Source organism: Sphingosinicella rhizophila (genome assembly GCF_032378825.1).
Lineage (GTDB): Bacteria > Pseudomonadota > Alphaproteobacteria > Sphingomonadales > Sphingomonadaceae > Allosphingosinicella > Allosphingosinicella rhizophila.
The window spans coordinates 410919-428394 of the sequence record NZ_JAVUPU010000002.1; the positions used below are offsets into that span (position 1 = coordinate 410919).

The 17476-nt window shown below is 63.2% G+C and carries 16 protein-coding genes; 9 read left to right on the plus strand and 7 right to left on the minus strand.

All coding sequences use genetic code 11. The features are described from left to right. Positions 1-34 precede the first annotated feature (34 nt). The 6 genes from coaD to RQX22_RS05095 all read left to right on the plus strand — a co-directional run bounded on the left by coaD (position 35) and on the right by RQX22_RS05095 (position 5400). The gene (gene coaD, locus RQX22_RS05070; RefSeq protein WP_315724255.1) at positions 35-532 is read left to right on the plus strand and encodes a pantetheine-phosphate adenylyltransferase; all 498 of its coding nucleotides are present in this window, start codon (positions 35-37) and stop codon (positions 530-532) included. Positions 533-596: 64 nt separating this feature from the next. Beyond that, the gene (locus tag RQX22_RS05075; RefSeq protein ID WP_315724257.1) at positions 597-1259 is read left to right on the plus strand and encodes a peptidylprolyl isomerase; all 663 of its coding nucleotides are present in this window, start codon (positions 597-599) and stop codon (positions 1257-1259) included. 44 nt (positions 1260-1303) lie between these two features. Further along, positions 1304-2329, plus strand: coding sequence for a tRNA preQ1(34) S-adenosylmethionine ribosyltransferase-isomerase QueA (queA, locus tag RQX22_RS05080; protein WP_315724260.1), 1026 nt, complete (start codon positions 1304-1306; stop codon positions 2327-2329). A 21-nt stretch (positions 2330-2350) separates the two neighbouring features. Then, complete coding sequence (locus RQX22_RS05085; protein WP_315724262.1) at positions 2351-2863, plus strand: EF-hand domain-containing protein; 513 nt, start codon at positions 2351-2353, stop codon at positions 2861-2863. A 73-nt stretch (positions 2864-2936) separates the two neighbouring features. Continuing rightward, positions 2937-4061: a tRNA guanosine(34) transglycosylase Tgt gene (tgt, locus tag RQX22_RS05090; protein WP_315724264.1), complete on the plus strand. Its 1125-nt coding sequence runs from the start codon at positions 2937-2939 to the stop codon at positions 4059-4061. A 157-nt stretch (positions 4062-4218) separates the two neighbouring features. Then, positions 4219-5400, plus strand: a complete 1182-nt coding sequence (locus RQX22_RS05095; protein WP_315724266.1) for a cell wall hydrolase — start codon at positions 4219-4221, stop codon at positions 5398-5400. A 15-nt stretch (positions 5401-5415) separates the two neighbouring features. On the opposite strand, the gene RQX22_RS05100 is transcribed toward RQX22_RS05095, so the two are convergent. From RQX22_RS05100 to RQX22_RS05125, 6 genes are read right to left on the minus strand one after another with little or no spacing between them, the layout of a single operon-like run. Beyond that, the gene (locus RQX22_RS05100) at positions 5416-7008 is read right to left on the minus strand and encodes an AMP-binding protein (protein ID WP_315724268.1); all 1593 of its coding nucleotides are present in this window, start codon (positions 7006-7008) and stop codon (positions 5416-5418) included. Beyond that, entirely contained in the window at positions 7008-7397 is a 390-nt protein-coding gene (locus tag RQX22_RS05105; RefSeq protein ID WP_315724270.1) for a RidA family protein, read from the minus strand. The genes RQX22_RS05100 and RQX22_RS05105 overlap by 1 nt, the downstream gene beginning before the upstream one ends. Then, positions 7394-8563 (minus strand): acyl-CoA dehydrogenase family protein, encoded by a 1170-nt coding sequence (locus tag RQX22_RS05110; RefSeq protein ID WP_315724272.1) that lies wholly within the window; start codon positions 8561-8563, stop codon positions 7394-7396. Before RQX22_RS05110 ends, RQX22_RS05105 begins: the two co-directional genes overlap by 4 nt. Then, a complete protein-coding gene (locus RQX22_RS05115) occupies positions 8563-9378 on the minus strand; it encodes an enoyl-CoA hydratase family protein (RefSeq protein WP_315724274.1) in 816 nt (271 codons plus the stop codon). Before RQX22_RS05115 ends, RQX22_RS05110 begins: the two co-directional genes overlap by 1 nt. Further along, the gene (locus RQX22_RS05120; RefSeq protein ID WP_315724276.1) at positions 9375-10136 is read right to left on the minus strand and encodes an SDR family NAD(P)-dependent oxidoreductase; all 762 of its coding nucleotides are present in this window, start codon (positions 10134-10136) and stop codon (positions 9375-9377) included. The genes RQX22_RS05115 and RQX22_RS05120 overlap by 4 nt, the downstream gene beginning before the upstream one ends. Continuing rightward, positions 10133-12436: a bifunctional salicylyl-CoA 5-hydroxylase/oxidoreductase gene (locus RQX22_RS05125; RefSeq protein ID WP_315724279.1), complete on the minus strand. Its 2304-nt coding sequence runs from the start codon at positions 12434-12436 to the stop codon at positions 10133-10135. The genes RQX22_RS05120 and RQX22_RS05125 overlap by 4 nt, the downstream gene beginning before the upstream one ends. A 310-nt stretch (positions 12437-12746) precedes the next feature. Between RQX22_RS05125 and RQX22_RS05130 the strand changes: the two genes are divergently transcribed. Beyond that, positions 12747-13259 (plus strand): MarR family winged helix-turn-helix transcriptional regulator, encoded by a 513-nt coding sequence (locus tag RQX22_RS05130; RefSeq protein WP_315724281.1) that lies wholly within the window; start codon positions 12747-12749, stop codon positions 13257-13259. A 12-nt stretch (positions 13260-13271) separates the two neighbouring features. Here RQX22_RS05130 and RQX22_RS05135 read toward each other — a convergent pair whose 3' ends face one another. Beyond that, positions 13272-13868, minus strand: coding sequence for a TetR/AcrR family transcriptional regulator (locus RQX22_RS05135; RefSeq protein ID WP_315724283.1), 597 nt, complete (start codon positions 13866-13868; stop codon positions 13272-13274). 545 nt (positions 13869-14413) lie between these two features. Between RQX22_RS05135 and cysD the strand changes: the two genes are divergently transcribed. Both cysD and cysN read left to right on the plus strand, forming a co-directional pair. After that, positions 14414-15310, plus strand: coding sequence for a sulfate adenylyltransferase subunit CysD (gene cysD, locus RQX22_RS05140; RefSeq protein ID WP_315724285.1), 897 nt, complete (start codon positions 14414-14416; stop codon positions 15308-15310). Beyond that, complete coding sequence (cysN, locus tag RQX22_RS05145) at positions 15310-17265, plus strand: sulfate adenylyltransferase subunit CysN (RefSeq protein WP_315724287.1); 1956 nt, start codon at positions 15310-15312, stop codon at positions 17263-17265. The genes cysD and cysN overlap by 1 nt, the downstream gene beginning before the upstream one ends. Positions 17266-17476: the final 211 nt, after the last annotated feature.

Consider the following 17476-nt stretch of genomic DNA (forward strand, 5'->3'; position numbering starts at 1 on the left):
ATAGGGCGATGGGTCCACTCATCAGGGGGATGAAATGAGGACAGGGGTTTATCCGGGGACGTTCGATCCGATCACCTTGGGGCACATGGATATCATCCGGCGCGGAGCGAAGTTGGTCGATCGGCTGGTGATCGGCGTCACTACCAATCCATCCAAGTCACCGATGTTCACGGTCGAAGAGCGGATGGCTATGGTGGAGCGGGAGATCGATTCCATCGAAGGCGTGAGCGTCGTCTCCTTCGATTCACTGCTGATGGATTTTGCCACCCGGGAAGGCGCTTCCGTGATCGTTCGAGGCCTTCGGGCGGTGGCGGATTTTGAATATGAATATCAGATGGCCGGCATGAACCAGCAGTTGAACGATCGGGTCGAAACCGTCTTCCTGATGGCTGACGTCTCGCTGCAGCCGATCGCCTCGCGTCTCGTGAAGGAGATCGCGCTTTACGGGGGTGCGATCGACAAGTTCGTTACGAGGGCGGTGGCCGCCGATGTTCGGGACAGAGTGGCCGAAATCGGCAGGAAAGGCTCTTGATCGTTCAGCTTGGTGCAAGCAGAGTCGGGCAAGGCAAGCGGCACATCCGGAGAGCGAACTTCCCATGCGTTTGAAATCAGTCATCGCCGCTTTGACGGCCATATTCTTCGCGAATGCTCTGGCCGCTCAGGCCGTTCCCAATCCGGCCGTGCCGCCGCCCGCTGAGCCCGAAAACATTCTCAATCTTGATCTGTCGACAGGGGGACGGGTCTCGATCCAGCTCCGGCCCGACGTGGCGCCGGCCCATGTGGATCGAATCAAGACGCTGGCTCGCCGGGGTTTCTATAATGGCCTCGTCTTCCATCGCGTCATTGACGGTTTCATGGCGCAGGGCGGAGATCCGAAGGGCGATGGAACCGGGGGGTCCGATCTTCCCGATCTCAATGCGGAATTCAATGTCCTGCCGCACGTGCGCGGCGTGCTTTCGGCCGCTCGCGCCGACGACGCCAACAGCGCCAACAGCCAGTTCTTCATCATGTTGGCGCCCAGGATGAGCCTGGACGGCAAATATACCGTATTCGGACGAGTGGTAAGCGGCATGAACTTCGTCGATGCCATCGAGCGCGGCGAGCCGCCGGCCAATCCCACCAAGATCGTCCGGGCCTCCATCGGGGCGGACAACGTGCCGGCGCTGTCGGCGGCCGAGCTTCAGGCGGCTGCCGCGCCTCCGCCCGCCCCGACGTCCGTTCTTTCGATACAAGGAGCGGCCACGACACCGCCGCAATGAACCTGCCGGCGATCAGGGCGGGCCGTGATGAGGCTGCAGATTAGGTGCGCGTCGATCTCTTCGATTTCGATTTACCGGCCGAACGCATCGCATTGAGACCGGCGGTGCCGCGCGACAGCGCACGGCTGCTGTGCGTAAGCGGCGAATCATTGTCCGATCATCGCGTCACGGACCTGCCACGCCTGCTGAAGGCGGGCGACCTGCTCGTCTTCAACGATACCCGCGTCATTCCTGCCCAGCTCGAAGGCCGTCGCGGCGATGCGCGCATCGGCGCGACTCTTCACAAGCGGGAGGGGATGCGTCACTGGTGGGCCTTCGTCCGCAATGCGCGTCGGCTGAAACATGGCGATCGGGTCGATTTCGGCCATGGCGTCGTCGCTCTGGTCGAGGAGAAAGGCGGCGACGGCGCCGTTCTGCTCGGCTTCGAAGGCGACGAGCCGGTCGAACGGCTGCTGGAGCGTGCAGGTCGAATGCCGCTGCCCCCCTATATTGCGGGCAAGCGCGCCGCCGATGCCCGCGACGCCGAAGATTATCAGACGATGTTTGCCAGGGCCGAGGGTGCGGTAGCCGCTCCGACCGCCGCCTTGCATTTCACGCCGAAGCTCATGGCCTCGCTGCAGGAAGCGGGTATCGGCTTCGAGATTCTGACTCTTCATGTCGGCGCCGGTACCTTTCTGCCGGTCAAGGTCGAGGATACGGCCGATCATGTCATGCACAGTGAATGGGGCACGATCGGCGCGCGGGCGGCGGAGCGGATGAACGCGGTCCGGCAGACGGGCGGGCGCATCATTCCCGTTGGAACAACCTCGCTGAGGCTGCTCGAAAGCGCCGCCGCGGCCGATGGCCTGCTGCGTTCGTTCGAGGGCGATACGGATATCTTCATTACGCCCGGCTATAGTTTCAAGGCGGTGGATGGGCTCGTCACCAACTTTCACCTGCCCAGATCGACCTTGTTCATGCTGGTGTCGGCATTGATGGGGCGGGAAACGATGCAGGCGGCCTATGCACATGCCATCGGGAGCGACTATCGCTTCTATTCATATGGCGACGCCAGCCTGTTGCTGCCCTGATAGGGTCGGGAGAGGATCGGAATGCGAAGGATTTGGATGATGCTCTGCCTCGCCGCTAGCCTCGGCGCGGGTGGAGCGCAGGCGCAGCGGCGGGATTTTCGGGATTACCAGCATAGTCCGACCACCATTGCCGCGACGCCGGCTACCCTGGCGATAGCAGGTTTCGACCGGGACGGTGATCTCAAGGTCTCGCGCGCGGAATATGATTCCGAAGTGCTTCGCTCCTTCGCGATCGGCGACCAGAACAAGGACGACCTGCTGTCGCTGATCGAATTCTCGATCTGGGCGGAGGCGGTGCTCGGCGATGCCAACGCCATTCCGGGCCCCTTCAATTTCGATAAGGATGGCGACGACAAGATATCGAATGTCGAGTTCGTGGCGGAGTTTGCGAAGCGCTTCGGGGAACTCGACAAGGATCGCGATTCCGTGCTCGTCCGTTCGGAATTGATCGTGCTGATCGATACGCCGTTGCGCGACCGGCGGTCCCGCCGTGGCGGGAACAGCCGGCAGCCGGCAACCGACGGCCCGAAATAGGCCGATTTTCCCTGACCTCGGAGCCTTCGGCATGTACGGCGCCCGCAAAGCCCCTTCATAAAAAGATGATGACGTGAATCGATTTTCCTTCTCGATCGAGGCGACGGACGGCAAGGCCCGGACCGGCATGATCGCCATGAAAAGGGGCGAGATCCGGACGCCTGCCTTCATGCCGGTGGGAACGGCCGCGACCGTGAAAGCCATGAAGCCGGCGGACGTACGGAACAGCGGCGCGGACATCATCCTGGGCAATACCTATCATCTCATGCTGCGGCCGGGCGCCGAGCGCGTCGCCCGCCTGGGTGGGCTGCACGCTTTCATGGGCTGGGACCGGCCGATCCTGACCGACAGCGGCGGATATCAGGTCATGAGCCTCGCGGAGCTCAGGAAGCTCGGCGAAGACGGCGTGAGCTTCAAGAGCCACCTGGATGGTTCCGCCCACATGCTGACGCCGGAGCGGTCGATGGAGATCCAGCGCCTCCTGGGATCGGATATCGTCATGGCCTTCGACGAATGCACCCCTTTTCCTTCGTCGAGGGACGCGGCGGCGGCATCGATGGAACGTTCGATGCGCTGGGCCGAACGCTCCCGCGCGGCCTTCGACGATGGCGGTGCCCATGCCGAGGCTGCGGCCTTGTTCGGGATACAGCAGGGTGCGATGGAAGAGGATCTTCGCCGGATTTCCGCTGATCGCCTGATCGGCATCGACTTTGACGGCTATGCCGTCGGCGGCCTCGCCGTCGGCGAAGGACAGGCGGAAATGTTTCGCGTGCTCGACTTTGCGGCGCCGATGCTCCCGGCGGACGGCCCCCGATATCTGATGGGCGTGGGCAAACCCGACGACATCGTCGGCGCCGTGGAGCGGGGCATCGACATGTTCGACTGCGTTCTGCCGACTCGGTCCGGCCGTACCGGTCAGGCCTTCACCTCCATGGGCCCGATCAATATCAAGAATGCGCGATTTGCCGAAGATTCCGAACCGCTCGACGCGGCCTGTCCTTGCCCGGTCTGCGGCACATGGAGCCGTGCCTATCTCCATCATCTGATCCGTTCGGGCGAGATATTGGGCGCGATGCTGATGACCGAGCATAATCTCCATTTCTATCAGAACCTGATGACCAGTCTCCGAAAAGCGATCTCGGATCAAAGGCTTGCCGAATTTTCCTCGGATTTCAGGGCACGCTATCGGGGCTGCTGACCCTCCCGTCTTGAAGAGTCACATATCTTTCCCATTTCCATGTCAGAGCGGATGCGGCAGGCGGCCGGCCCGGCGTTAGCCGGGCAGCCATTTGCCTGCCCGGGCGTTGCCAACGGACATCCCGATCTCTAATGAGCCCGACCCTTGCGGAGTCACGATGCTGTCAGCAGGAATCATTTTGCCGCCACGGCCGTCCCTGCCGGAGCGTCGTCAGTGGGTGAACATGGCCGTCCTCGCCATGATATTGCTCCTGAACCTGTTTGCTGGCCTCAGCCTTGTCACGCTCGACCAGGGTTCGGCCAATGCGAAGGTCGCTCGAGGCGCGCTTGCGTCGCGTCCGTCGCAAAGCCCCCCGGCGCCCGAGCCGCTCGCCTTTCGCGATGTGCCGCCGCAGGATGCTTTGGCCATCAATGCATCGATTCCGGTTTCGACCCTTCCCAATCCTGCCGCGCAGCCGTTCGCGATCCGCTTCGCCAGTGAGTTCGATCAGGCCCGTTCGCTGGAATGCCTCACCGCGGCCGTCTATTACGAAGCCGCCATCGAGCCGCCGGAAGGCCAGCGCGCGGTGGCCCAGGTGGTCCTCAACCGTGTCCGCCATCCTGCCTATCCGCGCAGCGTCTGCGGCGTCGTCTTCCAGGGATCGGACCGGGCCACCGGATGCCAGTTCACCTTCACCTGCGATGGATCGCTACGCCGCACCCCCTCGGCCGCCGGCTGGGAACGCGCCCGCAAGGTCGCCGAAGAAGCGCTCGCCGGCAAGGTTTACAAGCCGGTCGGCTGGGCCACCCATTATCATACCAATTGGGTCGTCCCTTATTGGAGCTCCAGCCTGGTCAAGGCGGCCAATGTCGGTACCCATATCTTCTATCGCTGGACCGGCGGTTGGGGGCGGGCTCCGGCCTTCCGCTATCGCCCGACCGGCGTGGAGCCCGCCGTTGCGCAGATGGCGCACCTGACGTCGGCGCCGGCGGATGCGGCCGGCGCGGCTGCCGATCCCGCCGATATAGTCGCTCTGACGGCCGACATGGTGCTGCCGGTCGCCCCGAATGTCGATATGGCACACCGTCCCATCGTTCGTCGCTACGAGCCGCTCAGCCGCGAACAGGCCACGGCGAGCGCGATCGCCCGGACCGGCGAGACTGCATCGACCAGCCTTAAATGGGCGCTTGCCGGCGGCACGGCCGGCGCGCCTCTGGGCCAGAAGGTAGACGGCCCGACGGCCTCCAGGCTGCCCGCCCAGACCCGCGCCGCCCCGGCGGCGCCTGCCGCGCCGCGCTGTCTGCAGGGCGTACGCCGCCTGGGCGACAAGGTTCAAGGACCGGTCGAGACCGGCTGTTGAGCAAAAACGTTAGCCTTACGGCCTGAGCGCGTAGCGCTGCAGCTTGCCGGTCGCCGTTTTGGGAAGGGCCTCGACGAACTCCACGAGCCGCGGATATTTATAGGGGGCGATCACCGCCTTGACGTGGTTCTGCAGGGATTCGGCCAGTGCCGGGCCGGCGGTCTGGCCGGGCGCCAGGACGACAAACGCCTTCACTTTCTGTCCGCGTTCCTCGCATGGTACGCCGATGACAGCGCATTCCTGCACCGCTTCGTGGGAATAGAGGGCGTTTTCCACCTCCGGCGCAGCGATATTATAGCCCGATGAGATGATCATGTCGTCGGAGCGGGCAACGTACCAGAAATAGCCTTCCTCGTCGGCCCGATATGTATCGCCCGTGACGTTCCAGCCCTTGACGACATAATTGGCCTGGCGGTCGTCGTCGAAATAGCGGCAACCCGTCGGTCCCTTGATCGCGAGACGCCCGACGCCATGGGGGAGGGGGCGGTCATCGGCGTCGAGCACGCAGGCGCGGTAGCCGGGAACGGCCTTGCCCGTGGCGCCCGGCCGGATGTCATCGCCGCGCGCCGAAATGAAGATGTGCATCATTTCGGTGGCCCCGATCCCGTCGACGATGGCGATCCCGGTCGCCTCCTTCCACGCATGCCAGGTCGCCGCGGGCAGATGTTCGCCGGCGGAGACGCAGGTCCGCAACGACGATATGTCCCGGCCCTCCAGCTGGCTGAGGATCGCCTTATAGGCGGTGGGTGCCGTGCCCAGCGTGGTCACCTCGAATTTCTCGATCGCGGCCACCAAGGCAGGCGGCGTCGGCGCCTCGATCGTCACTGCCGTGCCACCGAAGCGGAACGGGAAGATCAACTGCTGGCCGAGGCCGAAGGTGAAGGCGATCGGTGCCGAACAGGCCCATCGTTCGCCTGTCTGCGGCGCCAGGATATGGCGCGCGAAGGCGTCCGCGGGAGCCAGGATGTCGCGGTGAAAATGGATGCAGCCTTTGGGCTTGCCGGTGGTGCCCGATGTGAAGGCCAGCAACGCGACGTCGTCCCGTTCCGTGTCGACCGCCGCAAAGCCGGGTTGAACCGACGCCAGCCTCGTTTCCAGCATCCCGCCGCCGGCATCGCCTTCATAGGTGAGGAGCGATCCTATGCGACCGGTCGTTGAGGCGGCTTTGGTGAAATCGTCCAGCGTTCGCGCATCGACGATGGCATGCCGGATATCGGCTCGCTCTATGATCGTGGCAATCTCGCCGGGGCGAAGGATCGGCATCGTCGCGACCGCGATCCCCCCGGCCTTGAGGATCCCAAGCCACGCCGCGAACATCATCGCATTGTTCGGTCCGCGCAGGAAGACGCGATTCCCCGGCACCAGCCCTTCTTCTTCGGCCAGCAGGCGGGCGATCCGATCGGAAAGATCCTTCATCTCGCCATAGGTCCAGCTTCCGGCATCGTTGATGACGGCGAGCCGGCCGGGATCGGCCTTGTCGATCAGTTCCACCGCCGCGTTCAACTTCCGCGGATATTGGAGCTCCGGCAGATCGAAGAGGAAATCCGGTTGCTGATCCGGCGGCGGCAGCCGATCGCGGACGAAAGTGTCGATATGGGCCGTCGTCATCAGTCGGGGACCATCGCTGTTGTTTCGATCTCGATCAGGGCTTCGGGTTCCACCAGCCCGGCCACCTGGACCACGGCCATGGCTGGGAAGTTCCTCCCCATCAATTCCCGGTAAATCGCGCCGATCTCGCCAAGGTTCGCGACATAATCGTCCCTGCTGACGATATACCAGGTCATCCTGACGACATGTTCGGGTCCGGCTTCATCCTCCGCGAGAATGGCCAATATATTGAGCAGCAACTGCCGGAACTGGCCTGCGATGCCGGACGCGAACACTCCGTCGCTGTTCCAGCCGACGACGCCGGCGGTAAGGATCGTGCGGCCGCGTGCCGAAATGCCGTTCGCATAGCCTTTCGGGCGCTGCCAGCCGCTGGGGAGCAATGTTTTCATGGTCGGTTTTCCTGAAGATGCGCGCGCGCGATCACTACTTTTTGCACTTCGGACGCGCCTTCGTAGATCCTGAGCGCCCTGATTTCGCGATAGAGGGACTCCACCGGCACGCCGTGGGTCACGCCCATGCCGCCGAAGATCTGCACCGCCTTGTCAATCACCTGCTGCGCGCTGTCGGTGGCATGGAGCTTGGCGAGTGCCGCCTCGCGGCTGTTGCGCAATCCCTTCACGTCGCGCAGCCAGGCCGCGCGGTAGATGAGTAGGGCGGAAGTATCCACGTCCAGCACCATCTCGGCAAGCTTGGACTGGGTTATCGGGTTGTCGGCCAGCGTTCCGGTCCCCAGCCGCCGGGTCAGCGCCCGTTCGGTGGCCTCGTCGAGAGCCCGTCGCGCGAAACCCAGCGCAGCCGCGCCGACAGTGGTACGAAAGACGTCGAGCGTGGCCATGGCCTGGGCAAATCCCCGGCCGCGTTCGCCCAGCAGCGCCTCGGCCGGGAGCTGCATGCCGGTGAAGCGCAGGGTAGCCAGCGGGTGCGGCGCGATCACCCGGATCCGTTCCGAATCATCCAGCCCGGCGGTGCCGGCGTCGGCGATGAAGGCGGTAAGGCCCTTGGCGCCCGGCGCCTCCCCGGTGCGGGCGAAGAGGATGTAGAAATCGGCGATCCCGCCATTGGAGATATAGGTCTTGGCCCCGTCGATACGGTAGCCGGATCCTTCTTCCCGCGCCTCGGTCTCGATCGATGCGACGTCGGAGCCCGACCCGGGCTCGGTCAGGGCGAAGGCGGCGATCTTCCCGCCCGACGCGACAGCCGGTAGATAGGCTGCCTTCTGCGCCTCGGTTCCGAACAGGCTGATCGTCCCCGACCCCAGGCCCTGCATGGCGAAGGCGAAATCGGCGAGCCCGGAAAAGCGGGCCAGAATCTCGCGGATGAGCGCGAGCGACCTGATGTCCAATTTGTCGTGAAGGCCACCATAAGCGGCCGGCACGCAATAACGGAGCCAGCCGCCCTCGCCGAGCCTGCGCACCAGATGGCGACAGGCCTCGTCGACATTCTCCTCATGTGCGTCGCCGGCAAGCTCGGTCTCGCACCATCGTTCCAGCTCTTCCGCCAGCCGGCGGTGGCTGTCGTCGAAGAAAGGCCAGGCCAGAAAGGATTTGTCGGCCATCAATCGCCCTCGAACACCGGTGTCGATTTGGCGGCGAACGCCTCGAAAGCGCGCCGGAAGTCCTTGGTGGCCATGCAGATTGCCTGCGCCTGAGCCTCCATCTCGATCGCCGTTTCCAGGCTGACATTCCATTCGGTGTTGAGCTGCGTCTTGGTGATGCCGTGGGCGAAGGTCGGGCCGGCGGCCAGTCCCTGCGCCACGGCAACGGCTTCGTCGAGCAGCGCTTCGCCGGCCACGATCCGGTTGTGGAAGCCCCAGCGCTCCCCTTCCTCGGCCGTCATGACCCGACCCGTGAACAAGAGTTCGGAGGCGCGGCCCTGGCCGATGATCCGTGGGAGGATCGCGCAGGCGCCCATGTCGCAGCCTGCGAGTCCTACCCGGGTGAACAGGAAGGCGGTCTTCGTCCGGGCCGTGGCAAGCCGGATATCGGATGCCATCGCGATGATCGCTCCCGCGCCTACGCAGATCCCGTCCAGCGCCGCGACGATCGGCTGAGGGCAGCCCCGCATCGCCTTGACGAGGTCTCCGGTCATTCGGGTGAAGGCCAATAATTGGGGCATGTCCATTTCAGTCAGCGGACCGATGATCTCATGGACGTCTCCGCCCGAGCTGAAATTGCCGCCCGCGCCCGCCATGATCACGGCCTTGACCTCCGGCGCATAGGCGAGCGCGCGAAACATGTCGCGGAGCTCGGCATAGCTGTCGAAGGTCAGCGGATTCTTGCGTTCCGGCCGGTTCAGGGTGACGGTCGCGACACCCTCTTCGAAGTTCCAGCGGAAATGCTTCGGGTCAAACCCCCTGGGATCGAAATTCACATCACCTCCCCGCCGGCGACGGCAATCGCCTGGCCGTTGATCGCTTGGCTTTCCGGCAGACAAAGCCAGAGCACCGCTTCGGCAACCTCCGCGGGCTTTATCAGCCGGCGCTGTGGATTGAACTTGGCGAGTTCGGTGCGCGACGCTTCGTCGTCGCGGCCCGTCTTGGCCGTGATCTCCGCCGCCGCGCGCGCCACTAGGTCCGTGTCGGTAAAACCCGGGCAGACCGCGTTAACGGTCATTCCGGTCCGTGCATATTCGGCCGCCAGCGCGCGCGTGAGGCCGACGGCGCCATGTTTTGCCGCGACATAGGGCGCGATATAGGCATAGCCTTTGAGGCTGGCCGTCGAGGCGATGGTCACGATCCTTCCAGCCTCGGCCTGCAGAAGGTCGGGAAGAGCGGCCTGACAGCAATGGAACAGGGCGTCCAGATTGACCGCCAGCAGGCGCTTCCACATATCTTCCCCGACCTTGGGGAAGGGCGCGCTTTCGGCAGCGCCGGCATTGTTGACGAGGATGGTGACGGGACCATTGGCATGGCGGGCAGCGGTGAAGGCACCCTCGACCTGCAGCCGATCGGTCACGTCGGCTAGGGCGATGGCACCGCCGATCGCTTCGGCCGTCTCTTGCAGCGGCTTTTCGCGCCGGCCGACAAGCGTCAGCTTCGCCCCTTCGGCGGCCAACCTTCGCGCAATGGCGGCGCCGATCCCAGTGCCGCCGCCCGTGACAAGCGCATGATGGCCGGCCAGCCTGCTCATGCCTTCAGCGCCGCGGCCATCTCGGCCTCCCGTGCCAAGTTGCGGGCAAGCTGGGTCATGCCGCTGAGATAAGGCGGCGGGACGGCAACGCCGCGATATTCCTGCTGGGCGGCCGCGCGCAGCGTCCACATCGGATCGACGAGATGGGGACGTGCCATGGCGACCAGATCGGCGCGCCCCGCGGCCAGGATCGAGTTCACGTGATCGGCTTCGTAGATATTGCCGACCGCCATCGTAGCGACCCGCGCCTCGTTGCGGATCTGGTCGGCGAACGGAGTCTGGAACATTCGTCCGTAGATCGGCTTGCAATCGGCCCAGGTCTGTCCGGCCGAAACGTCGATAAGGTCGGCGCCTTCCTCCCAGAAGGCGCGGGCGATCTCGACCGCTTCGTCGGGCGTCACGCCGAGGTCTCCCATCCAGTCATTGGCCGAGATGCGCACCGACATCGGCTTGTGGGACGGCCACGCGGCGCGCACCGCCCGGAAGACCTCGAGCGGATAGCGCAGCCTGTTCTCCAGGCTGCCACCATATTCGTCGGTGCGCTTGTTGGTCAGCGGCGTGATGAAGCTGGAAATCAGATAGCCGTGGGCGGCGTGGAGCTCGATCATGTCGAAGCCCGCTTCCAGGCCGCGTTCGGCGGCCGCGACGAACTGGTCGCGGACCATGTCCATGTCTGCGCGCGTCATCGGCAGCGGCACTTGGTTTTCCGGGCTCCAGGGGACGTTCGATGCCGCCAGAAGCGGCCAATTGCCGTCGTCCAGGGGCACGTCATAGCCTTCCCAGCCGACCTTGGTGGATCCCTTGGGCCCGGAATGGCCGAGTTGGAGGCAGAAGCGCGCCTTGGAATTGGCGTGGACGAAATCGACGATCCGACGCCAGGCCTGGACGTGCTCGGGCGCGTAGAGACCGGTACAGCCAGGCGTGATCCGGCCGTCGGCCGAAATGCAGGTCATTTCGGTATAGACCAGGCCGGCGCCGCCCTGCGCACGCGTGCCATAATGAACCAGATGGAAGTCATTCGGCAGCCCATTTTGTGCCGAATAGGTTGCCATGGGCGACACCACGATCCTGTTCTCCAGGCTCAGCTCGCGCAGTCGGAACGGCGCGAACATCGGCGGAGCGGCGTGGTCCACCGCGCTGCCGGCGGCCCTGGTCTGGAACCAGCGCTCGACCCCTTCAAGCCAGGCCTTGTCGCGCAGCCGGAGATTTTCATGGCTCACCCGCTGCGACCGGGTCAGCAGCGAATAAGCGAACTGGATCGGCTCGAACGGAAGATAGCGGTCCAGGGTCTCGAACCATTCGGTGGAGTTCCTGGCCGAGTTCTGGAGCTTCAGTACCTCAAGATTCCGCTCGCCCTGATATTCCTCCAGCGCGACGTCGCGCGGCAAGTCCGGACGGTTGAGAACGTCCGCGAGCTTGATCGCATCCTCGAGCGCCAATTTTGTCCCGGATCCGATTGAAAAATGAGCGGTGTGGGCGGCGTCGCCGAGCAGGATCAGGTTCCGGTAGGACCAGCGGTCGCAAATGATGCGCCGGAAGTTGAGCCACGCCTCCGGACCCTTGCGATGAGTTGCATTGGACATGAGCCCGTGTCCGTCCAGATACTTGGCGAACAGCGTCTCGCAGAGCGCGATCGCTTGCGCCTGGTCCATCCGGTCGAACCCCAGCTTCGCCCAGGTCTCGGGCGCGCATTCGACGATGAAGGTCGAAAGACCTTCGCCGAAGCGATAGGCATGAGCCCAGACCCAGCCAGCCTCGGTCTCCTCGAAGGCGAAGGTGAAGGCGTCGAACACCTTGTGTGTCCCGAACCAGAAGAATTTATTGGCGCGAACCTGGATGTCGACGCCGAAATGCTCTTCGTAGCGGTTGCGAATGCGGCTGTTGGCGCCGTCCGCGGCGATGACGAGGTCGTAATCGCCCCAATCCTCGAGGTCCGGGCTGGCTTCATGTTCGAAATGCAGGTTCACGCCGAGCTCGCGGGCGCGATTCTGCAGGATGTTGAGCAGCCGCTTGCGACCGATGCCGATGAAGCCGTGTCCGGTCGATGTGATGGTCTCGCCGCCTATATGGACGTCGATATCGTCCCAATGGGCGAATTCGTCGCGAATCGTGGCGCCGCTCACCGGATCGTTGGCCATCAGATTTTCGACGGTCTGGTCTGAAAAGACCACGCCCCAGCCGAAGGTATCGTCGGGCCGGTTGCGCTCGAAAAGATCGACGTGATGCGATGCATCCCGCAGCTTCATCGATATGGCGAAATAAAGCCCCGCGGGGCCACCGCCCAGGCATGCGACCCGCATGACGTTCCTCCGTAATGTTTTAGGTATAAAACAAATCGGAATGGCTCACAAGGGTGAATTCTCACGCTTGTGGCCGCCCGCGGCCGGTCCACCGGACATGGCCGATGGGCCGGATTGCCGGCGGAATCTGGCAGGAACTCACAGCATATTGTTTTAACCATGAACCATATTGCACGCCCCGTCGCCACGGCCTACGCATGGGCTCTGCTATGCTGCCGTCCCGGCGGCGACATGGGCGATATCGGGCCGCATCTCGGTTGAGGCTCGGAGGCGCTGGCGAGATCGAGGTGCTGGACATGGCCCGGAGCCGATGAACGACATTCCCGACGATCTCGATTCGGAGACCCAGGTCCTGGACCGGTCCGATCCGCCGCACGACCAGCTGCGGCTCTGGCTGCGGTTGCTGACCTGCACCTCTCTTGTGGAAGCGGAGATTCGTACCCGATTGCGGGAGTCTTTCGACGTCACCTTGCCCCGTTTCGATCTGATGGCGCAGCTCGATCGCGCGCCCGAAGGGATGACGCTGTCCGATCTTTCGAAACGCATGATGGTGACCAATGGAAACGTGACCGGGCTGGTCGCCCGCCTCGTCGGGTCGGGCTATCTCGAAAGATGGACTTCGGCCAGTGATCGCCGCGTTCAGTATATAAGGCTCACGCCGGCCGGCCGTGCCGAGTTCCGCAAAATGGCCTCCCGTCACGAACGGTGGATCGAAGACATGTTCGCGGGCCTGCGCAAGGAAGAGATCCGGTCGGTACTGAAGCTGCTCGGCAAGGTGAAGGAGTCCGCACGAACCGCCGTCCGCCGCCGTCTGGGTTCCTGATTGCGGCGCGGCTTATCGGCATCGCGTCGCTTCGTCGCCTGCCCATCCTGCCAGCAGCCTGTCGGCAACCGATTGGATAAGCTCGTCCACATCCTCCCGAACCGCATTCAGGTGATGGCGAATGGCGAAGCCACCAAAGGCCATCAGCAATATGTGGGACAATTGGTCCAGCCTCGCGTGCGACTTTGCCTCGCCCTCCTGCATCAGCCTGCAGAGAGTTCCTTCGCACCATTCGAGCAAGTCGCTCGACAAGCTCTCCTTCGGGGAAGCGTTCGAGACGGCCTGAATCAGATTATTGGCAAAACCATTGTCGTGCGTAGGAAGGTCTATCCAAAGGAATTCCAGGATCCCCACCAATCGTTCCCGACGATCGTCGAGACCTGTCAATTTTGCTTCGAGCCGACCGAACTGTTTATGGATCCAGGGTTCATAGACCGCGAAGAAAAGTTCAAGCTTCGATCCGAAATAAGCATAGATATTAGAGGGTGCGATTCCGGCAACCTGCCCCAGCAAGGTGATCGATGCGGCATTATAGCCTTTCTCCCTGAACACCCGATAGGCTCCATCGACGATCGCTTCGCGCACCTCCGCTTTCTTGACTTGAACCATGTGAATCCCCCTGCACATCGACCCCATCCGTTCATGGGACCGGCCCCCACTTAAGCGGAGCAACATCAAGTGCAAGTCTCATTCCAAGAATAAGGTGGGTGATAGGAATTAATCATTGTCTTGAATTCAAAAACGGATGGTAATCGTCTTAAAGCGGAAGACATTTACTTGAACGAAAGAATTGTGAGGGCAACGCCTATTCGCTGTCTGGCCGTTGGACATCCCTGCCCAGAAAGTGCCAATCAAGCACTGCTTGCCTTCCCATTTACTCGCAAGGTCGCTCCAAGAGCATTGGTGAACCTTAAAGGCCAAACCAAATGGGTTATAGATTGGGTCTCCGGAATGTATCGTGCTTTCGCTATTTCGTCTGCCGCGTGGGGCTTGATCTTCCCATTCCGGGCAAAAGGGGAGGAGATCGGGTGCGGCCCCTATATGGCGATGGGCCTCGGACCGCCGACGCTTTTCGCTTGCACGCTCCAGACCCTCCTAATACCCCGGCACCGCGGGCGAGGGCCCCGCTGGTCCTTCAGTATCGAAATCGAGGCATGACGCTCAATCACCTTCAGCGGCTCGAGGCCGAAAGCATTCATATCATGCGCGAGGTGGTTGCCGAGGCCGAGCGGCCGGTGATGCTCTATTCGGTCGGCAAGGATAGCGCGGTGATGCTCCATCTGGCGCGCAAGGCTTTCTATCCCGCCTTGCCGCCTTTTCCCCTGCTTCACGTCGACACGACCTGGAAATTCCGCGCCATGTACGAACTTCGCGACCGCATGGCGCGCGAAGCGGGGATGGAACTGATCGTCCATCACAATCCCGAAGCGAAAAGGCAGGGGATCAATCCGTTCGATCATGGCGCGCTTCACACCGATTTATGGAAGACCGAGGGGTTGAAGCAGGCCCTCGACCAGCACGGTTTCGACGTGGCTTTCGGCGGCGCCCGGCGCGACGAGGAAAAAAGCCGCGCCAAGGAGCGCGTGTTCAGTTTCCGCTCCGCCAATCACCGTTGGGATCCCAAGAACCAGCGACCCGAATTGTGGCGCCTCTACAATGCCCGCAAGGCCAAGGGCGAATCCATCAGGGTTTTTCCGATCTCCAACTGGACCGAACTCGACGTCTGGCAATATATCTATCGGGAGGACATTCCGATCGTACCGCTTTACTTCGCCGCGCCGCGCCCCACGGTGGAGCGCGATGGGCTGCTGCTGATGGTGGACGACGATCGCTTTCCGCTCCGCGAAGGCGAACGGCCGGTCGAACGGACCATCCGTTTCCGGACATTGGGTTGCTACCCGCTCACCGGCGCGGTCGAAAGCCGGGCGAGCAGCCTTCCCGACATCATCCAGGAAATGCTGCTCACCACGACCTCCGAACGTCAGGGCCGGGCGATCGACCATGATCAGAGCGCCAGCATGGAGAAGAAGAAGCGGGAGGGCTATTTCTGATGCCCGCTGGCAAATCTTCTGAACCGGCACCGGAAGCGGGCTGGGCGTCCTGCGGTGGCTATGAGGTGTCGGAGTTGGCGGCCCGGGATATCCACGCCTATCTCGATCGGCATCAGGACAAGAGCCTACTCAGGTTCATCACCTGCGGATCGGTCGACGACGGCAAGTCGACCCTGATCGGCCGGCTTCTCTACGACAGCAAGATGATCTTCAACGACACGTTCGAGGCCCTGGCCGCGGACAGCAGGCGGGTCGGCACCCAGGGCGAGAATATCGATTTCGCCCTCCTGGTCGATGGTCTTGCGGCGGAGCGGGAACAGGGCATCACCATCGATGTCGCCTATCGTTTCTTCGCCACCGAAAGGCGCAAGTTCATTGTCGCCGATACGCCCGGCCACGAACAATATACCCGCAACATGGTCACCGGCGCCTCGACCGCCGATCTGGCGATCATCCTGATCGATGCCCGCAAGGGCGTGCTCACCCAGACCAGGCGCCATTCCTATCTCGCCCACCTCCTGGGGATCCGGAACATCGCGCTGGCCGTCAACAAGATGGATCTGGTCGGCTACGACCGGGCCGTCTATGACGATATCGTCGCCGATTATCGGGCTTTCGCCGACACGATCGGCATCGGCGAAGTCACCGCCTTGCCCATTTCCGGGCTCGGCGGCGACAATATCGTGGCCCGGTCCGGCCCTATGGATTGGTATGGCGGACCCACCCTGATCGAGCATCTCGAAACGGTGGCGATCGATGCCGACCTCGATCGCGCGAAACCGTTCCGCATGCCCGTCCAGTGGGTCAACCGGCCCAATCTCGACTTTCGCGGATTTTCCGGCCTGGTCGCGGGCGGAGCCGCCCGGCCGGGCGACAAGGTCCGCATCCTCCCGTCCGGCAAGGTCACCAGCATCGCCCGGATCGTCACCTTCGACGGCGATCTCGACGAGGCGGTCGCGGGGCAGTCGGTGACGCTGACGCTCGCGGACGAGGTCGATTGCTCGCGCGGCGACGTGATCGCGGCCGCCGCCGCGCCGCCCGAGGTCGCCGACCAGTTCGAAGCCAGTCTCGTCTGGATGGCGGAAGAGGAATTGCTTCCCGGCCGTGCCTACTGGCTGAAGAGCGCGACCCAGAATGTGTCGGCCAGCGTTCAGGAGCTTAAATATCAGGTCAACGTCAACACGGCCGAACATCTTGCTGCCAAGACGCTGGAGCTGAACGGCATCGCCGTGGTCAACATCGCGACCGAACGGCCGATCGTCTTCGAATCCTATGATGACAGCAAGGATCTCGGCGGCTTCATCCTGATCGACAAGCTGAGCAATGCCACCGTCGGCGCGGGAACCATTCATTTCGCCTTGCGCCGCGCGCAGAACGTCCATTGGCAGGCGATCGACATCAGCCGCGCCGCCCGGGCCGCCCAGAAGCACCAGCAGCCGAAACTGCTCTGGTTCACCGGCCTCTCCGGGGCTGGCAAATCGACCATCGCCAATCTGGTCGAGCGCAAGCTCCATGCCTTGGGCAAGCACAGCTTCCTCCTGGATGGTGACAATGTCCGTCACGGCCTCAACAAGGATCTTGGCTTCACCGATGCCGACAGGGTCGAGAATATCAGGCGGGTGGGCGAGGTGGCCAAGCTGATGACGGATGCGGGCCTGATCGTGCTCAGCGCCTTCATCAGCCCGTTCCGGGCCGAGCGGCGCATGGTCCGATCCATGTTCCCGGAAGGCGAGTTCGTGGAGATTCATGTCGATGCCCCCCTCGCCGAGGCGGAGCGGCGCGACGTAAAGGGACTCTATGCCAAGGCGCGCGCGGGCAAGCTGCCCAACTTCACCGGCATCGATTCCCCTTACGAGGAGCCCGAGGAGGCGGACATCGTCATCGACACCACGCGAATGACCGCCGAAGCCGCGGCCGAGCGCATCGTCGACTTCATTCTGGACAGGTCTGTCTAGGCTGGCGCCTCGCTGGCGTGCAATGCCTCGCGAATGATGATGCAGAGGCAAATGTGATCTCCCGCTCTGCCACCATGTCGGCTGGGTCCGAGCCTGCCTGACGGAAGAAGACGAATCCCGGCCGCGCGGCGCGCGCGGAGCGGGGCGGAGACCTCGGTTAAGCGAAGAATTTCTGGCGCTTTTGCGTCACTTATGTTGCGACGACTGCATC